A 17,951-nucleotide genomic window follows, 5' to 3' on the forward strand; every position below is an offset into this window, starting at 1 on the left:
CTCTCATCACATTGCATTAATATATGCCAATTTGATTTTTATTTATTATTATCATGAGTGACCTCTTTTATTGGCGAGAAGTTTTTGGTGAAGCGAGTTTATTATCCACGTTTGAGAGAGAGATAAAACAGCTTCTAGAGGGTGACTATAAGAGTCTTAAGCTGGAAAAACTTCATGGTATTTCCGGCGTTTCCATCTACAGTATTCGGGTCAATAGAGAGACACGCCTGTTATTTGCGCCGTATAACGAGCGATTGTATTTGCTCGATCCCGTCTACAAGCACGAGTATGCGAAAAATCGCTACTTAAGAAATCCTAGCTTATTAAAAACCCTCTTCAGCAAGCTTGATACTTCCATTGACATTCCGTTGGAAAAATTAACACTGGAGGCATGCAGTCCTGCCGAAAATGAAGCGCTGGAAAAGCAATTGTCCAGCAGCAAAGAAAAAAGTCGCCTGATTGCCCTGGATTACTACAAAGAAAATTTCATTCGCTTAAGTACACCACAAGAGCAAGCCTTGCAGGCCAAATTGCCTGCATTGGTCTATGGTCCCGCGGGTTCGGGTAAAACTTGTGTGGCTTTTTTGGCGCTGGCTGATTACCTCAAGCGTATGAATCAGCAAGAGTCGAGGCCTATTCTCTATGTTAGCCGTTCTGCATTGCTGGTTGCACAGATGAAAGCACAGTGGGAGAGTAACGCTGAAGAAAAGCGACGTGATAGTGTTGTCTTTCTGACCTATGAGGAATTATTTAAGAAGCATTGTGCAGAAAAAGGAAAACCTCTGGCAGATATCTCTTTGTTTAACGATTGGCTCACCAAGACTCTCAAGCAGGCCCAGTTTAAAACATTGGCTGGCTCACTGACTGCGGAAGAAATCTGGCGTGAGTTTAGAATTCGTTCAGGTTACACGCCAGAGGACTACATCCAATTAGGCACACGCCAAAGCAGTGTCAATGAAGAACAACGCCAGTTGATTTGCCAACTCTACACTACATTTCTCGCGGCTTATCTCACCAGCGAGCTTACTCCCATTGCCACCGCCAAGTCTTACCCCATGGTGCTGGTGGATGAAGCACAAGACCTTTCTTTCGCGCAACTGTATAGTCTTTATCAATTGGCTGACGAGAACAATATCGCTTATTTTTTAGGTGACCACCAGATTCTCTTCGATGGCAAATCCCGACTACCCTTTCTGCGCCAGTTATTTCATAAAGCACAACAGCCGTTTAGCGAATATCAATTAGCAGCAAGCTACCGTTGCTCCAGGCTCGTTGTGAAGGTCACCAATGCACTCATTCAACTCAAATATCAGGCCACCGGTGGTGCTGCTGATAAAGTCGAGCTGGGACAGATTACCTCGGCCAAAGAAGACAACGACCGTGGAGAACTCCTTTGGCTTGATACTAACAGCGAGGAATTAAAGGCACTGCAACAGGAAGCGCTCAGCAATGCCAGATTTGCCGTGGTTGCTTTCCCTGAGTTTATTAAGGAAGCAAGAGAAACCTTTAAAACGCCTTTAGTCTTCACCCCTGAGCAAATTAAAGGGTTGGAATATGACACCATCCTTTTCTGGCGTCCCCTCGATGGTAAAGACAGCGCTGCTGCTTGTGCCAAACTGAAAGAGAAGAAAGGCACGGTCAATACCACAAGTCATCTCCCTAAAGCAGGGGAAGGGGATGACTCTTGCCTTCCTTATTTTAACGGCTTCATTACCGGCGTTACGCGTGCTGAGCGAAGGGTTGTCTTCGCTCAAAACAAGACACATCGTAACGAGCCGCTGTACCATGCCTTAAATCCTGCGTTTATCAATGAAAATCAACAAGCTACACCACCCCAAAATACCCCCATACCCCAATCAACCACCCAAGACTGGGAAAACGAGGCGCGAAAATTAGTACTGCAGGGCAATGAAACCCAGGCTTGCAATATCTTTCAGAACAAACTCGGTCGTACGCAAGAAGAGTTTAGAGCATTTCAAAAACTAATAATGAATGCCTTACCTGCAGCAGAAATAACAAAAAAAGAAAGAACTAATTCTGAAGAAAATAAAATGCAGGAAGAAAATTCCTTTACAGAAACAGAAAAGAATGTTCAAGAAGAGCAATTTCAAATTCATAAAAAGAAGAAAAAAGTAAAATCATTGTCTCCACTGCAACAATTAATGAATAATTTTTCTGAAAAACAGTTAACTGCTACACTCTCAACTTATCCCTTTGAAGAAATATTATTGCAAGCTACAGCAATTCCCGATCAAGTACCAAGAAAATCTCAAACGTTATTAGAATTTGCCCTAAGTAACCGTAATCGTACTCAATTATTCCTTAAAGTGATTATAAATGATCACCAATTAACTGCGAATTTTATTCGAACTTATCTTCAAATTTCGGAGTTTTATAATAAAAGTTATTCTCCCAAGTGGTCTGGCAAAAAACTTTTCCTCCAGTTTTGTCAACTGGTAAATAAAGTTTCTGAGTTTACAATAGTTAGCAACCTCTATTTAGTCCACTTTGCTGCAGCACTAGGTGATATTGATTATATTAATTTTCTGCATAAGCTAGGAGCGGACTTCGATAAACCAGATGCTAACAGTGTGACCCCAATTTTTGTTGCTGCTAAAAATGGCCATGCCTATGCGGTTGCGAAACTTTATGAATTAGGTGCGGATCCTAATAGAGCAAGAATTGGTGGAGCTACGCCTGCCTTTGTTGCAGCTCAGATGGGCTACAATGAGGTTATTAAAATACTTGCTCAATGCAGGGCAAACCTTAATCAAGAGAATAGCTTAGGCTCCACACCAGCCATTGCTGCTGCCGAAATTGGACGTGTTGACACGCTTGAAACGCTTTTTAAATGTGATGCTGATCTTAATAAACCAAACAAGAGGGGAGCTACTCCTGTTTTTATCGCAGCTCAAAGTGGTCATGTCGATGCAGTTGCTAAACTGCATGAATGTGGGGCTGACCTAGATAAATCCAACACGAATGGAGCCACTCCTATCTTTATTGCGGCTCAAAATGGCTATGCCAACGTCGTAGCGAAACTTCATGAGTGTGGGGCTAACCCTGATAAAGCAAGAATTGATGGGGTTACTCCTGTCTATATCGCAGCCTACGGCGGCCATGCTAATACCGTTGCGACACTTCATCAGTGTGGTGCTGATCTTGACAAAGGGGAGAGTAATGGGGAAACACCTGCCTTTATTGCCGCTCAAATGGGCCATGCTAATGTCCTTGAAGTACTTGCTCAATGTGGCGCTCTTCTCAATAAAGAAAAAAATAATGGTGCTACTCCTGCCTGTGTCGCTGCTGAAAAAGGACTTGTTAACGTCTTATTAAAACTTTGTGAGTATAATGCCAACTTTAACAAAGCCATGTTTAATGGGACAACTCCTGCTATTATTGCTGCCCAAAACGGCCATGTTGACGTATTTGAATCCCTTTATAAAGGAGGTGCTGACTTTAACAAGGCAGATGTCAAGGGTGTGACGCCTGCTTTTGTCGCTGCATATTTGGGCCACACCACTATCCTTAAAAAACTTAATGAATATGGCGTTGATCTGAATAAAGCAAAAGCTGACGGTATTACACCTGCCTATATTGCCGCTGAAACAGGACGTATTGAAGTTCTTGAAACACTTTTTAAATGTGGAGTTGACCTTAATAAACCAGATAATAACGGTATAACTCCAGCCATTGTTGCCGCTAAAAAAGGCCATGCTAACGTCATTGCAAAACTCCGGGAGTACGGTATTGATTTTAATAAAGCAACTCCTGATGGAGTCACTCCAATTTTAATTGCCACTCAAAAAGGACACGCTAAGGTCATTGAACAGCTTTGTCTAGGTGGGGTTAATCCTGATATGCCTGATGCAAAAGGTTCAACACCAGCTCATCTGGCGGCTGCCTGTGGACATGCATCTGCCATTGAAATGCTTTTTAAATGCGGGGCAAGTCTTAATAAACCCAATCCTAAAGGTCTAACACCTGTTATACTCGCGACCCAAAATGGCCACGCGGCAATAATTAAAACACTTCATCAATGTGGTGCTGACCTTGATCAAGCAGATAGTAAGGGCGTAACTCCTGTCTTTACCGCAGCTCAATGTGGGCATATCGATGTGATTAAAACACTTTATGATTGTGGCATCAACCTTGAAAGTTTAAATAAAAATCAGGAAACACTCATTCATGTTGCAATTAAAAATAAGAAGCTTAATGTACTAATAACGCTGTATGAACTAAATAGTAATTGGGAGAAAGCTTTGAATGATATTACGCCAGCCCATATAGCTATTCAACAAGGTAATATTGATTTTATTAAATCCATGCTAGAAAAAAATATAAAATTTAATGTTCCTTATATGGCCAATAAAAATGAGCTAAAGAAATTAATTGAAGGGTACACCAAAAAGAACAATTCCACTCAGAAAGTTGTTTGGGCTAAAATGGAGCAATTTGTTGAGCGCCAGGGAAACGTTGAAGATAGATTATCTATTTCGCCGCTTGATCTTGCTGAAATTATTAATCGTCAGGATATCGTAGACTTACTTAGAAGCTACGAAACCCCATGTCAACATCCTTATAGCTTTTTTAATTCGAAAAAGCTCTTGGAAGGTAGTAAGCATCCTTTAGAGTTAAAACTCTAAAGATGTAGTTTGCCTGTTAATTCCACAGCTATCAGACATGAACATCACCATGTGCCAATTCACCAGTAGATTTCGGTGTGAGGAGGCAGGCATAAGTGAGCCATCCAAAGAACATAGCGACGCATGCTAACACAGCCCAGCCGGGAATCGGCCCCAATGCAGCATTCTTCACAATTTCACCGAAGGACATTGTCATTTCTTGACGAACACCGATCACTTGCAGCTTTGGGGAGGAAATTTTTAAGATCCATGCCATCAGTAGAATGAGGAACATCCACACATAGTTTCTGCGTAACCGCCGAGATATTGCCATCCTGAGGCTTATATGAAAGCGTGGTTCACGTAAATCTTGGCCTAGGATGTCAGTCCAATGCTCCGCAATTGATCTGGCCGCCGTGAACATGGGAGCGAAATAATGCCGCTCGATAAGGCGTACTCGTCCTCTATAGACATCAAAGAACCGGTATCGCCTTGACTCGATGAGGAGGAGCAGCAAAACAAGTAGCATCGCGAACAGCAAGACCCCATGATGCGCCGACGCCGTCGCCAGGGATAGTGACAGCATTGCGGCCACAGCGGTAATTGCCCAGTTGCTCGTTCGATCGATGCGGTCCCTCCATCCCGCCATCCGCGCAATCTCGGCTCGATGATAATGAGCCAGCAAGGTAATGAATTCGGATGAGGTTGTCGGAAGAGGAGGGTTTTTAAGGCCAGTGAACCTTTCGCCCAATTGTTGATTGTCGTGTTCTATCGTTATCTCCAAAACGAGGAGCAGGCTTTGTAGCATATCATGGCATGCTACAGGACGAAAGGGAGTCTTAAATTCAACTTTAATCCACGCGCCCCAGGCAGAATCTCGCGCCAAGTGCGACAGATGAATAAAATATCATCAGTTGCATGAGGAGCGGTAAAATGGGAGTAAGGTATAAACATCTGAGCGAATTGGATCGTGTATTTCTTCAGATAATGCTAGAGAAAGGCTATTCAAAAGTTAAGATAGCGCGCAGATATTGAAGATTCACCGGTCAACGATATATAGAGAGTTAAAACGTAATAGTGTGATAAGTACGTGGACAAACAATACACCCTATTATCTATCTTCTTCAGCGCAAAAGAGGTATGTAAAGCGCCGAAAAAGGAGCACGAAACTATCAAAAGATAATCAATTGTGCATGTATATTCCTGATAAATTAGGCTGCGGTTGGTCACCCTGGAAATTGAGGGCCGATTAAAATATGAGAATGGAGGGCAGACGCTCATTTCTCATGAAACGATCTATCGCTATATTTATAGCGACTATTGAATTTGAAGCGCAGGGCCTTGCTAACTTAAAATTAATGACAGTTACTTGCTAATTTTTTATAGTTATTAACAGATAGAGGTGGTTGTAACACTAGTAATCTACATAGTCAGAAAGGGTTTGTTGCACTTCGCGTGAGATTCTCCATCCATTACACTAAGTCTGATTATCAAAATAATCAGACTTAAAAAGCCTGGTTTAGCGCCGCAGCTTCCCTGCCCATTTGCCAGGACAATTGCACTTTACAAATATAGTCTTCAACTGCTCTAAAAGAATATTGTATCAAAAAGCTAAAAAGAGCTAATTAAAGGTTGCAATAAATTATTTGGATTATTTTTTACAAACAATACAATATCGTTTCTTCGACCTGAAATTGCCTGAGGTGTTTTGGTATTGTAGTTCCTTTGCAGAATGGCTATTTTTGCATAATCGTCTAAAATATCTTTTTCGCGAGGCGTTTTAACATAAGGCCATTTTTTCTGGTTTTTAATTTTATAGTTAGCTAGTTCTAACTTCTCATTTTTCATTAGTAAATTAAATCGTTATCTACTTGCGCTAACTGAGTTCTACGAGAAATTTTCCCTAATAATCTCCAAAACTACGTCGTCAGGACATTTTGCGAAAAAATTTGGCATTTTGGAGGCTCCTAAATTGGTAGACTAATCATTTGAAAAGGAAAACGAGGATCATTTAAAAACTCAATTTTCAAACTCCAGCAATTTTATTATTAAAGATTGTAATTCGAGTTGATTAAGATCCTGATATAATCCGTTGCGTGTTTTAGCATGGGAAGAAGGCGCACCGAAGTGCGCAAAATTAGGATGAAGCTATAATTTGAAAATTATGTACATGTGCTAGAACACCTTTTTCCCATCCTCCGGCAATCAAATGTTCAGCATTTTTTTGTAAGGCTGAAGCTACCTGGCCCGCGAAATGCGCTTTTTGAGCTGCTTTATCAGGGAAGGCGTCAAATATAGCATAGGTATCTTTGTCAGTTTTTAAGGCAACCCAAAAATATGTTTTTGGTTCTGTTTTATTAATAAGTTGAGAACCCTCTTTCAATAAAAGCTCTAACTTATGGCTTTTACCTGGTTTTGCTTTAAAAACAATATAAGAGGCATGTTTAGTGGTTAAAACTGTATCCAGATGAAAATTATTAGAGGCAATGACATCATAATTGCTTACATTAAGTAGTACACCTTGTTCCCACCCTCCTTCTACAAATTGTGAGGCATTTTCTTTTAACGCATTGGCAACTTGACCTGCAAAATGCTCCTCTCTTCCTTTTTCATTAAAAAAAACATCAAAAATAGCAAGATGATTATCTTCTTTTTTTAATGCAAACCAAAGTGCAGTATTAGGCTCGGTTTGTCGCACAAGTTGAGCTCCATTTTTAAGAAAATCTTCAAAATTTGCGGCGGATCCTTGCTTGCTTTCCATAGTAATATAAGAAGCTTTTTGTATGTTATTCGTGTTAATTGTCATAGTTGTTTTACTCGCATAGTTATAAGTTATCAATCCAAAAGTAAGGGCACAAATACTTAATAATTTAATTTTCATAGGAACTCCTGATCATCTATCTACTAGAAGGTAGATAGATAAGGTAAAAAAAATTAGAATGTTCTTTTAATATAATGCTTCACTGTTTCAACATAGGAAATATCCTCAAATAATCTTGACATCAGCAACCCTCCTTCCAGTTGAACTAATATATTTCTTGAAAGCTCCTCTGGTTGCAAAATATCTCGTTCTTTTTTATCAGAATGTCCTTCGCTGATTGCTTCTTTTATCCAATCACCCAAAACATTAAAAAAAATACGGACTTTAACTCTAACTTTTTCTGTTAATGAAATTACATCCGATGCAAGCATACCACCTAAGCACATTTTCATCTCATCATGCAAAGTCAAAGACATCAACTTATCCACTAAACTCAATAGTTTTTGCTGCAAAGATAAAGAGGAATGGAGCTTTAGTTCATTTAAAAAAAATGACAGCCGATACAATTGCCAGTCGAGTACAGCAACAGCCAAGTCCTCTTTTGCTGGATAATAATAATGGATACTTGACGTTTTAATGCCCACCACTTGAGCAATATCTTTATAGCTAAAAGCGTTATAACCCATCTTCTGGATTAAGCTTTCTGCAGTAGTTAATATTTTTTCTTGCATGGTTGTAATTTTCATAATTGACCATTCTATCTATCAGTAGATAAATTGTCAATCTATTTAATCGTTTTTTTAAATATAACTAAGTTATAACTTTGCCTAATTCTGATGATACAAGCTAATAAGTTTTAATGAGTTAAAATTAAGGAACTTTTCTATCACTGAATTAATGGCTCTATATTAACTCCGGCTTAAGAAGGTATACCGCAGTTTATGAAGTGTAATTCCAAATGATCATTCCCTTACAGAGAAACATTCCGGTAAAAAATAATTAGTGAGCACCCAGTAGTTTTCTAGCTTCATCTGGATTGTTATGAACACCAAGCAAATCAATAATGGTGGCTGTGGCTTCGTTTTTACCAATAATCTCAACCTTAGTCCCTTCACGTCTAAACTTTATAACAATCTTATCTAAGCTTGAAACAGACGTTATATCCCAAAAATGAGCATGACTGACATCAATCACAACATGAGCAAGCCTCTCTTTAAAATTAAAATAATTTATTAATTGGCCTGATGAGGCAAAGAAAATTTGACCAAATAGTTTATAAGTTCGACAATTATTTTCTTCGTCCAGGGTTGATAAGACATTAACAAAGCGTCCTACCTTATTGGCAAAGAATAATGAAGCAAATAATACCCCGACAAATACACCATAAGCTAGATTATGTGTTGCTACTACAACCACTACAGTTGAAATCATCACAATATTGGATGACATCGGATATTTTTTAAGATTTCTTATAGAATCCCAAGAAAAAGTACCCATCGATACCATAATCATTACAGCGACCAATGCTGCCATTGGAATGCGTGACACCCAATCACTTAAAAAAACCACCATTATTAGTAATAAAACACCAGCAGTTAAGGTCGATAGGCGTCCACGACCACCAGATTTGATATTAATAATGGATTGCCCAATCATAGCACAACCTGCCATGCCACTTAGCAATCCTGAAATAATATTAGCAATACCCTGTCCTTTACATTCTCTGTTTTTATCGCTAGTTGTATCGGTTAAATCATCAACAATGGTAGCAGTCATTATCGATTCTAATAACCCCACGATTGCCAACGCTAAAGAGTAGGGAAAAATTATTTGCAGCGTTTTTAAATTCAAGGGAACATCTGGCCACAGAAAAACTGGTAACGTGTCGGGCAAGATACCCATATCTCCAACTGTTCGTACAGGTAAGTTGAATGACGCTGAAGTTGCAGTTAATACAATAATAGAAACTAATGGAGATGGTATTGTTTTATTGATATAAGGAAATAAATAAATTATGCCGAGACCACTTACGGTCATTGCATATACATGCCAACTGACGTGAGTGAGCTCAGGAAGTTGAGCTAAAAAAATAAGAATTGCGAGGGCATTCACGAATCCGGTCATGACTGAACGGGAAACGAAACGCATTAAATTTCCAAGTCTCAAATAGCCAAAAATTATTTGCAAAAGTCCCGTAAGGAGTGTTGCTGCAAGTAAATATTGTAAGCCGCTAGATTTCACCAAGGTAACCATTAGCAAAGCCATGGCTCCTGTCGCTGCTGAAATCATTCCTGTTCTGCCGCCTACAATGGCGCTTGCTGTTGCTATTGCAAAAGATGCATATAAACCAACTTTAGGGTCAACGCCAGCAATAATAGAAAACGCTATAGCTTCGGGAATAAGAGCTAAAGCTACAACAATACCTGCTAATAAATCCCCTCGTAGATTGCCAAACCACTCTTGGCGTGTCGAAGAAAACCACATTTTTTATCCTTCTTAGGTAATACAGAGTAACCCAATGAGACACGGATTATTTTATTTTTAAAATTGTTTCTCGATGAGCTTTATGAAGAAATATGCCGATTAAAACTAAGGTGGCGTGAGCATGTGAGTATGGTTTGAATAAAAGATAGTCATTGTATATGAAATAAAGGCATAATCAAGCTATTTTCATACTTTCCAATCCCTCAAATCTTGAAGGGTAGGAATTTACACGTTAAAAGGAAAAATTCATTTTATCAAAATAATTGGTTAAAAATGGTAGCTAATCTCTGGGTAATATTACCCATTTAACATTCTCCTGACAATGCGAAAATGCTGGCTGGTTCATCTCTTGACTAACTTAAGCATTTTTATGGTTACTGAATTTCATTTCTTTGCAAATATGCCATATCACCTGCTGGTAGAGATTTACTTAAGCCTGCCCGCCAGCAAAATCCTTGAGTCGAGCATAATAAATAAAAATCATCGTATGGCTGCCATAGAAGCTTTATTTAAAAAAAATGATAAGGAAGCAAGACATATTCAAGCCAGGCTTTTAAAAAAGTGGGCGAAAGAGCAGACCATTAATATACCGCAAAATGACAATATAGTTTGGAATGCCATTCGCAGAAATTCCTGTAATACTATTTATCGTTGGTATGGTCTTGTCCTCCTTGCAAGAAAAAAAGGAATTAGTTTAAATCTTCCAGATCATCTCTTAACCCACTCTCTTACTGCTTGTCAAAAGCTTGAGGGGGAGCGTTCTGTTCAAAAAATAGCTTTGGATTTTCTCTCTTGTTTTGCAGTGACAGCAAACACAGAACAACTACAAATCCTTATAAATGCTGTCGCTGCTCAATCACATTGGCCTTTTAAATTTTCTATTTTGAAAAGAATTGAAGCAGTTATCCCTCAAGAAACACTGAACACTTTTGTTCAGGAGAGTATTAAATTTGTTAAAAATGACGCCTCGCCTTTAATTCCTGATGAAGAAGATTGCTTTATGAGGCACTATTTGCCCCGGGTTAATAAACAAGAGGCTTCTGAATTATTACAGTTCATTTTAAACGAAGAAGCGTGTGAAACTCATGAACAACAGTATGTGGTATTAAGAAAAAAATTGCAGGCCTTGAGCTATATTGCAAAGCAGTTAAGTCAAACCGATTTGGGTTTGGCCTTTGATTTTGTATATAAAAACCTCGACTCTACCTTGAGTATCCCAAGTTTGTATTATCCTTCCACTATTAAAGATATTGCATGGAGCATCCTCAGGACATTCATGCCTCGATTAAACCAGAAACAGCTTGCACAAGTGATAGTTAAAATTAACAGCATGCTCAATAAGGATAGTTCTTTACTTTCTCTCGTGGATGCCGCATGCATCTTGTGGAGGCTTACTAATAGAACAAATGTCCTCTCAACTCACCCCTCTTTCCCAAAGATAATTAGCAATCTTCAATTATTGGTTGATGCTAATTTTCAGGATTCGCGATTACTAACTATTTTCTTTGATATTTTGCCTTTGATTGCTTCCTATATTGATGAGGAGAGGCGACAATCAGCGCTCAAAACGATTAAGAAAGCAATAACTGGCGAAATTCTGGATTATTCCAATAGTTACCTTGTTACCGGTATCCTTGCTGCCCTTTCCTCTTTTAGTAACTATCTTAATGAAGAACAAGTGAATGAATTTTTTAGTATCGCAAAGAATTTCAGGGATTCAAATTATGAATTTGCATTAAAAATTTTTATTGCTTTAGCTAAAGTGTTGGACTCTGCAAAAATTAATGAAGTTATTGCATTAATTACAAGCAAAGAGAAGTCCAATTATATTACTGGTTTGCAATTTCAATTTTTAACCAATGCAGCTCATCAGTTGGAAAAGCAGCATCTGGAAATAGTTAAACAATTCATTTTAGAAAACTCTTCTTATCCTTTGGTAATGAGGGATGAGCATCAGATTTTCCTTCGAGCAATGGATCAAAACGATCTGCAAATAATTTTGGATAAAGCAATTAAACTTCTTGAGCCTAAGGAGGATACTCAATGTGTTTCAACATGGGATATCCGAGCAGCCTTAAGTAGGATAAATATCTTGAGTAGCTACCTCAGTAAAAAGCAAATACAACAATCTGTGGAGAAAATTAATCCTATAATCTCTCAAAACTTTAAAAAATTAGAGGGAGCAGAAATTAAGCTTTACTTAGAATATATAATGCTTGTTTTTGATAGAGGAGATTTAAAAATCCAAGCCTCAATGATACAGAACCTGCTTCATATGTACCGAAATCATGGAAGTTATTCAGTTAGAAATGCCTTAATAAATACACTGACCTGCTTCATTGTTCGGGGTAACATTAAGCAAGAAGATATTAAAGACAAACTGCCAGAGCTTGAAAACAAGTTCATCAACTGTTTCTTAAACTTGTACGATCAAATCAAACAGGCTGAGACATTACCCCAGATTAAGTTAACGCTTTAGCTCCTTCGTTTTCATATCCGTCTCTTTAAATAAAATTCTGTTTTATCTATGGGTAAAATTACCTATTAAAAAACTATTGAAGCAATGCGAAAATAGTACATATTTTAGGATTTTGGATTAAAACTTAAACGGACTCTTATGACTGCTCACTTTGCTTTTTTCGACAATATACCCGATCACGTTTTGATAAATATCTACTTCAATATGCCAGCCAATAATATTCTTAAAGCGGGTATGGCAAATAAAAGACATCATGCAGCCGCTATAGAAGCCTTGTTTAAAAAAAACGATGAGCAGGCACAAGCTATCCAATTGCTACTTTTCAAGAAATGGTTAAAGGAAAATCCTTCTGTAAGTATTCCCCGAAATGACAATACTATATGGGATGCAATTCGCAGAAATTCATGCAGCATTGATTTTCGTTGGGCTGGACTTGCTGTGCTTAGCAAAAAAAGAGGAATTGATTTAACAATTAGAGATGATTTCTTTACATTTCTTTCTAAGTATTTTTTTAATATGGATAAGCAAGCAGCTACTTATGCACTTCATCGGAAAATGGCCTTGCATTTTTTTGCTTGTTTTATTGAAATAGCAACTCCTGATCAACAGCCAATCATTTTTGGAATTCTTATTAAGGCTCTTTCCGATAGCGATAAAAGTATAGCAAGTTCGGCATGCCAAATTCTTCGAAACATAACGAAAGATTTCCTTACAACTAATTTTGATTTCTTTGCACGTCAGAGTATAGAGATAATTAAAAGCGACACATCTTTAACTGAGGCAGAACGCCATTATATAAGCTATTTTTTGCCACAACTTAATAGAGAAGACCGCTTAACTCTATTGCACTTTATTGCTGCTCAGGAAAATTCACCAGAAATACAGCAGAAACAGTTACTGGCCTGGCAGTACCTTACAGACAAAACCAATGATGAGCTCAAATTGGCCTTTGCTTTTGTGTGGAAAAGTTTAAATTCAACACAACCCATTTCTATCAAAAAACAAGCCTGGGAAACACTCTCGGTACTGCTACCTCAATTATCCAAAATACCTCTTAGGCAATCAATACTTGAAATAAACAGTATGCTTAAAACGGGCTCAACTGAATTGGTGCAACAAGTGTTAAAGACCGTATTAAAAAGGAATATACCTACTATAGCTTCTCATGCACTTTTTCATAAGATTTTGAAAACATTGCTAAATTTTATTAAGAATAATCGAGGCGGAGGAGTTGCTTCCTGTTCCCTTAATACCCTGGCTCTTGCAGCTAATCATCTCGATCAAAAAAGCCGGCAAAAGTCAATTAAAGTAATTATAGATACTATAAACACTACTCAGGAGGATAACATACGTCATGCTGCTTTTGACGCCCTTTCCTCTTTCGGCCCACATCTCGATGATGAACAGATAAGTTCACTGTTTGACCAGGCAATGAATTATGCTCGCTCGCTTGAATTTTTTGATTTTACATTGCAAATTTTCATCGCCATCATTGATAGGTTGCCCACCGAAAAAATTGCTCAGGCTATTGAAATTGTGGCGCTAAAAAATATTAGTAATTTATCAGCTATTGTTTCTTTAAAATTAATTTTTTACACCCGCTTGGCCTCAAAATTGGAAGAGCGATATTTGGACAAAATTAATCAGACTATCCTGGAAGGATTTGAGCAATACGCTCCTGATTTGGCCATTAGTGTGCTTCAAATTTTTCTTCCCAGACTGAGCCAGAATCAATACCAGCTATTCTTTGACAAGGCAATGGCTTTCTTTGACTGCAAAGAGTGCGGAAAATGGCAATCTGGCTTGAAAATTATCCATAGCATGAGTATCTATCTAAGCCCCCTGCAAATACAGCAATATCTACGGAAAGTGGGGCTTGCAATTTCTGAAGAATTGGATGCTGAAAGTACTGCATGGTATTTAAAAAATAAAGCCCTCCTTTTTGACAAGGTAAATCCAGAAATTCAGACACTAATGGTAGACACGCTGTGTCAGGCAGCTCATCATTTGGATTATCTGGTGAGAAGTACTTCAATACATGCTCTGAGCTATTTAATCGTTAGAGGCAATGTTAGTAGCAAAAACATTAAACACAAATTACCTGAACCTGAAAGTGAGTTTCTCACTTATTTTTTAAATGCCTGTGAGCAAATAAAACAAGCTGACGCATTGCCTACCATAAGTTATGGGATTTCCTATTAATCCTGCACTTGCTTAATCTTTAAGGTCATTAAATAATCTTTTAAAGAGATAAATTTTGCTTTTCTATGAGAAAACCCAATGTCCTATGTTTTATTCCCTATTTTCTGATAATTTATCTTTTATCGGGGATAACTCAGGCTGAAACTCAACCGCCTTCTCAAGGTAATTTTGCATTACCCTCAGCGCAGCAGCCTGGCCCTTTCACTTCTTTTGGCCAAAATATAATTGATAAAAATCAGCTACAGCTTTTTGTTGACTTCGATTATTTAAAAAGTGTGGATGAATACTCCGTGCAAGTACCCTTTAATGCACTTTATGGTTTATCTGATCAAGCTTCATTTTTAGTGACACTACCATGGACTGTGAACTATGTAGATAAATTTTACCACTCCTCTGGAGTCGGAGACATAAGCTTTCAAGTTGAATATGTGCTCTATGAAAAAAGCAATGCAAGCTATGACGATCAAATTACTCTTGTTAATGGTTTAACACTCCCGACAGGCTCTTTTAAAAAATCTCCCACGGATACAGGAGCAACAACTGTTTTTATAGGAACCACTTTTAGCAGAATGTCAGTAAATTGGCTCTTGTTTGCTTCTCCCGGCATATCATGGGCTACCAAAAATAAGAATATACAATTAGGTACAGAATATTTATACCAATGTGGTATAGGTAGGAATTTTCACAGTGTTCCCGGTCAATATATATTTTTTCTTTTAGGTGAATTAAATGGTACTTATACTGAAAAAAATAAGGTTAGTGGTTACTCTATTCCTGACTCCGGAGGTAATATTATTTATGCCACGCCCTCATTATGGTTTTCGACCAAACAATGGTTCATTCAGCTAGGAGTATCCTTCCCTGTTAGTCAATATTGGAATGGAGATCAAAATAAAAATAATTACGTCGCATCAGCTACGACAGGATGGACCTTTTACTGATAAGTTCACTAAGCAGAATGACGTCTACAATTATTATAAAATGCTTGTCTGGAGTTACAATGATTGAAATCATTTCTCTACCTGGAAAAGTTGACGTAGAGAATGAAAACAGGAAATATAAGTTTGGATGCTGTGAAGCCAGACATGCTCGCCCTACTCAAGAAGATGCTTTAGCCTGGTGTGTTATTGACAGAAAAAAAATAAGACATCTGACACCACAAGAGTTAGGAAAACGCTTATGGACGACTTACAAACAACTCGATGAGGAAGTGAACTATCTAGTGGAGAAAAGTGGAACCACCGCTTCTACTATTGTCTACGATGGCCAACATCATCTTTTAGTCGCCACATTGGCCGATGCAGCTTCATTTATAATCCTTTATGATAAACAAGGGCAAGTTGTAAACGTAGCCCGGTTAAACTCGGTGATTCATAAACCCAATTTGCCCGCGGAAAAAGAGCGAATAAAAAAGCTTGGTGGCTTTATTACTTACGATGGAAATGCTTATCGAGTAAATGGTGTTTTAGCTGTATCTCGAGCTATTGGTGATTATGCTATTAAAGGTAAAGTCGCTGAAAAATTAATATCCTCAAACGCTACAATAGATATTGTTAATTTAAATACTTTATTAAGTCAAAATAAGCTTGTGGATAAATTACAGGTTATTACAACTTGTGACGGTTTCACTGATGCTGCGGGTTATGAAGCAACTAAAAGTGTACAAGAAAGCTACCTTGCTAATACCTTAGCCAATCTTAATGATGGCAAGCCTGGGCAAAAAACAGAGAAAGAGATTGCAAAGTATCTGGTTCAAAAAGCAAAGCGCCACTCATGGGACAATATATCTGTAGGTGTACAATCGCTAATATCCGGGCAACCCATTCTTTTAGGGGTTTACGATGGTCATGGCGGAAATCAAACAGCACGGTTTGTAGCTCAACACGTGGCACATACTTTTCTTGACCAATGTCTTCTTTCCAGTATTGATTACGCCAACCAAAATTTAAGTACTAACAACAATGAGACGGCCTATAGAAGAGACAATGAAAAGGGTATTTAAATCATTTTGTATATAATCAGCATACGCGGCAAGCAGATATTTTCTTTCTAACTCAGGATTAAGCCCTACCAGTTCATTAAACTTGGCACGAATATCACCTGGTTTAACTTTACAACTATCCCGCTCTTCTCCTGAGAAAAACTCAGTCCGAGAGCCTCATCGGTTATCCAATCAGCAATATTCGTGAAACCATGATTACATTCTACTGAGTCAGCTAATATTGTTCCTCTATTGAGAAGAAAATTTCTGAAATTGAGGGCTTTTTTGCTCAAAATTAGATGCTTTTACCCCTGAAAGTATAGTAAATCGCTTGGGGATTTCGTTGTGGATAAAACTGCCTAACGAGTAGTGTTTATTTTCATCAACGATCTGGTTTTTCTCTAAACAATATTGCATTTTTACGTTAAAATAGAGCACTTATTATGCGGATATTAATAAAATGCCAGTTTCTCATATTTTACTTGCTCTACTAGTTGCTCTTGTGTGGGGCATTAATTTTCTTTTTGTAAAGTTAAGTCTTGAAGAAATATCCCCGTTGTTTCTCTGTACTTTAAGATTTCTATTGGCCAGTATTCCTGCCGTTTTTTTTATAAAACCTCCGGCAGTACCTTTTAAACTTGTCCTGTCTTATGGCCTGATAATGTTTGCTTTACAATTTTCCTTGCTTTTTCTTGGAATGCATGCCGGTATGACGCCTGGAATGGCCTCTTTACTAATTCAGGTACAGGTTTTCTTTAGTGTATTTTTTGCCTCCGTATTTTTAAAAGAGCAACCCAATCCCTTACAAATTCTGGGTGCTCTTGTAGCCTTCATAGGCATTGGCTTAGTCGCTTTGCATTTGGATAGTAATATTTCCGTGTTAGGTTTTATTTTAATATTAGGTTCAGCTGCAACCTGGGGAATCGGTAATTTAATTACTAAAAAAGCAACCAAAGTTAATATGATTGCTCTCGTAGTATGGGGCAGTTTTGTTGCTATTATACCAATGTTTCTCATAACACTGACCTTTGAAGGAGCTACCAGTGTGATCAACACTTACAATCACCTAACGTGGCGTGGCCTCTCTTCTTTAGCTTATATTGTTTATATTTCCACTTGGGTAGGATACGGCGTTTGGAACTGGCTGGTAAGCCGTTATCCAGTAAGTATGATAGTGCCCTTCACACTGTTAGTTCCCGTTGTTGGAATTTTAAGTTCCGTCATTATTCTTGGTGAGCCTTTTCAGCGTTGGAAACTGGCAGCCGGATTACTCGTGATAAGCGGTCTTTGTATTAATGTACTGAGTAACCGGTTATTGAATATAAAGGTAAGTCGAACAGCTATAGAATAAGACGATTTTGTCTCGCAAATTTTTTGATTTTTATTGTCTATAATTTTTAATTACTACGGAAGAAATTC

Annotated in this window: 11 protein-coding genes; 6 read left to right on the forward strand and 5 right to left on the reverse strand. The window is 38.1% G+C overall.

What is annotated here, in order from left to right; translation table 11 throughout:
• Positions 1-53: 53 nt before the first annotated feature.
• Positions 54-4,646, forward strand: coding sequence for an ankyrin repeat domain-containing protein (locus tag clem_RS06770; RefSeq protein ID WP_094090937.1), 4,593 nt, complete (start codon positions 54-56; stop codon positions 4,644-4,646).
• Between the two features lie 31 nt (positions 4,647-4,677).
• Here the strand turns inward: clem_RS06770 and clem_RS06775 are convergent, their stop codons facing one another.
• The 5 genes from clem_RS06775 to clem_RS06795 form a co-directional block, all read right to left on the reverse strand.
• On the reverse strand, positions 4,678-5,433 hold the full coding sequence (locus clem_RS06775; protein WP_094090938.1) for a DUF2270 domain-containing protein: 756 nt from the start codon (positions 5,431-5,433) through the stop codon (positions 4,678-4,680).
• A gap of 803 nt (positions 5,434-6,236) precedes the next feature.
• Positions 6,237-6,473: a hypothetical protein gene (locus tag clem_RS06780; protein ID WP_094090939.1), complete on the reverse strand. Its 237-nt coding sequence runs from the start codon at positions 6,471-6,473 to the stop codon at positions 6,237-6,239.
• 289 nt (positions 6,474-6,762) lie between these two features.
• Complete coding sequence (locus tag clem_RS06785; protein WP_232505585.1) at positions 6,763-7,506, reverse strand: putative quinol monooxygenase; 744 nt, start codon at positions 7,504-7,506, stop codon at positions 6,763-6,765.
• Between the two features lie 53 nt (positions 7,507-7,559).
• Positions 7,560-8,117 carry a TetR/AcrR family transcriptional regulator gene (locus clem_RS06790; protein WP_094092297.1) on the reverse strand — a complete coding sequence of 186 codons (558 nt, stop codon included), beginning with the start codon at positions 8,115-8,117 and terminating at the stop codon, positions 7,560-7,562.
• Between the two features lie 268 nt (positions 8,118-8,385).
• Positions 8,386-9,870, reverse strand: coding sequence for a SulP family inorganic anion transporter (locus clem_RS06795; protein ID WP_094090940.1), 1,485 nt, complete (start codon positions 9,868-9,870; stop codon positions 8,386-8,388).
• Positions 9,871-10,357: 487 nt separating this feature from the next.
• Here clem_RS06795 and clem_RS06800 point away from each other — a divergent pair, with 487 nt between their 5' ends.
• The 5 genes from clem_RS06800 (at position 10,358) to clem_RS06825 (ending at position 17,883) form a co-directional block, all read left to right on the forward strand.
• Complete coding sequence (locus tag clem_RS06800) at positions 10,358-12,349, forward strand: hypothetical protein (RefSeq protein ID WP_232505586.1); 1,992 nt, start codon at positions 10,358-10,360, stop codon at positions 12,347-12,349.
• Between the two features lie 204 nt (positions 12,350-12,553).
• A complete protein-coding gene (locus clem_RS06805; RefSeq protein ID WP_232505587.1) occupies positions 12,554-14,551 on the forward strand; it encodes a hypothetical protein in 1,998 nt (665 codons plus the stop codon).
• Between the two features lie 65 nt (positions 14,552-14,616).
• A complete protein-coding gene (locus clem_RS06810; RefSeq protein ID WP_232505588.1) occupies positions 14,617-15,492 on the forward strand; it encodes a hypothetical protein in 876 nt (291 codons plus the stop codon).
• 59 nt (positions 15,493-15,551) lie between these two features.
• Positions 15,552-16,553, forward strand: a complete 1,002-nt coding sequence (locus clem_RS06815; RefSeq protein ID WP_157698193.1) for a PP2C family serine/threonine-protein phosphatase — start codon at positions 15,552-15,554, stop codon at positions 16,551-16,553.
• A 439-nt stretch (positions 16,554-16,992) separates the two neighbouring features.
• Positions 16,993-17,883: an EamA family transporter gene (locus tag clem_RS06825; RefSeq protein ID WP_094090945.1), complete on the forward strand. Its 891-nt coding sequence runs from the start codon at positions 16,993-16,995 to the stop codon at positions 17,881-17,883.
• The last annotated feature ends 68 nt before the right edge of the window (positions 17,884-17,951 follow it).

It is taken from the genome of Legionella clemsonensis (genome assembly GCF_002240035.1).
GTDB lineage: Bacteria > Pseudomonadota > Gammaproteobacteria > Legionellales > Legionellaceae > Tatlockia > Tatlockia clemsonensis.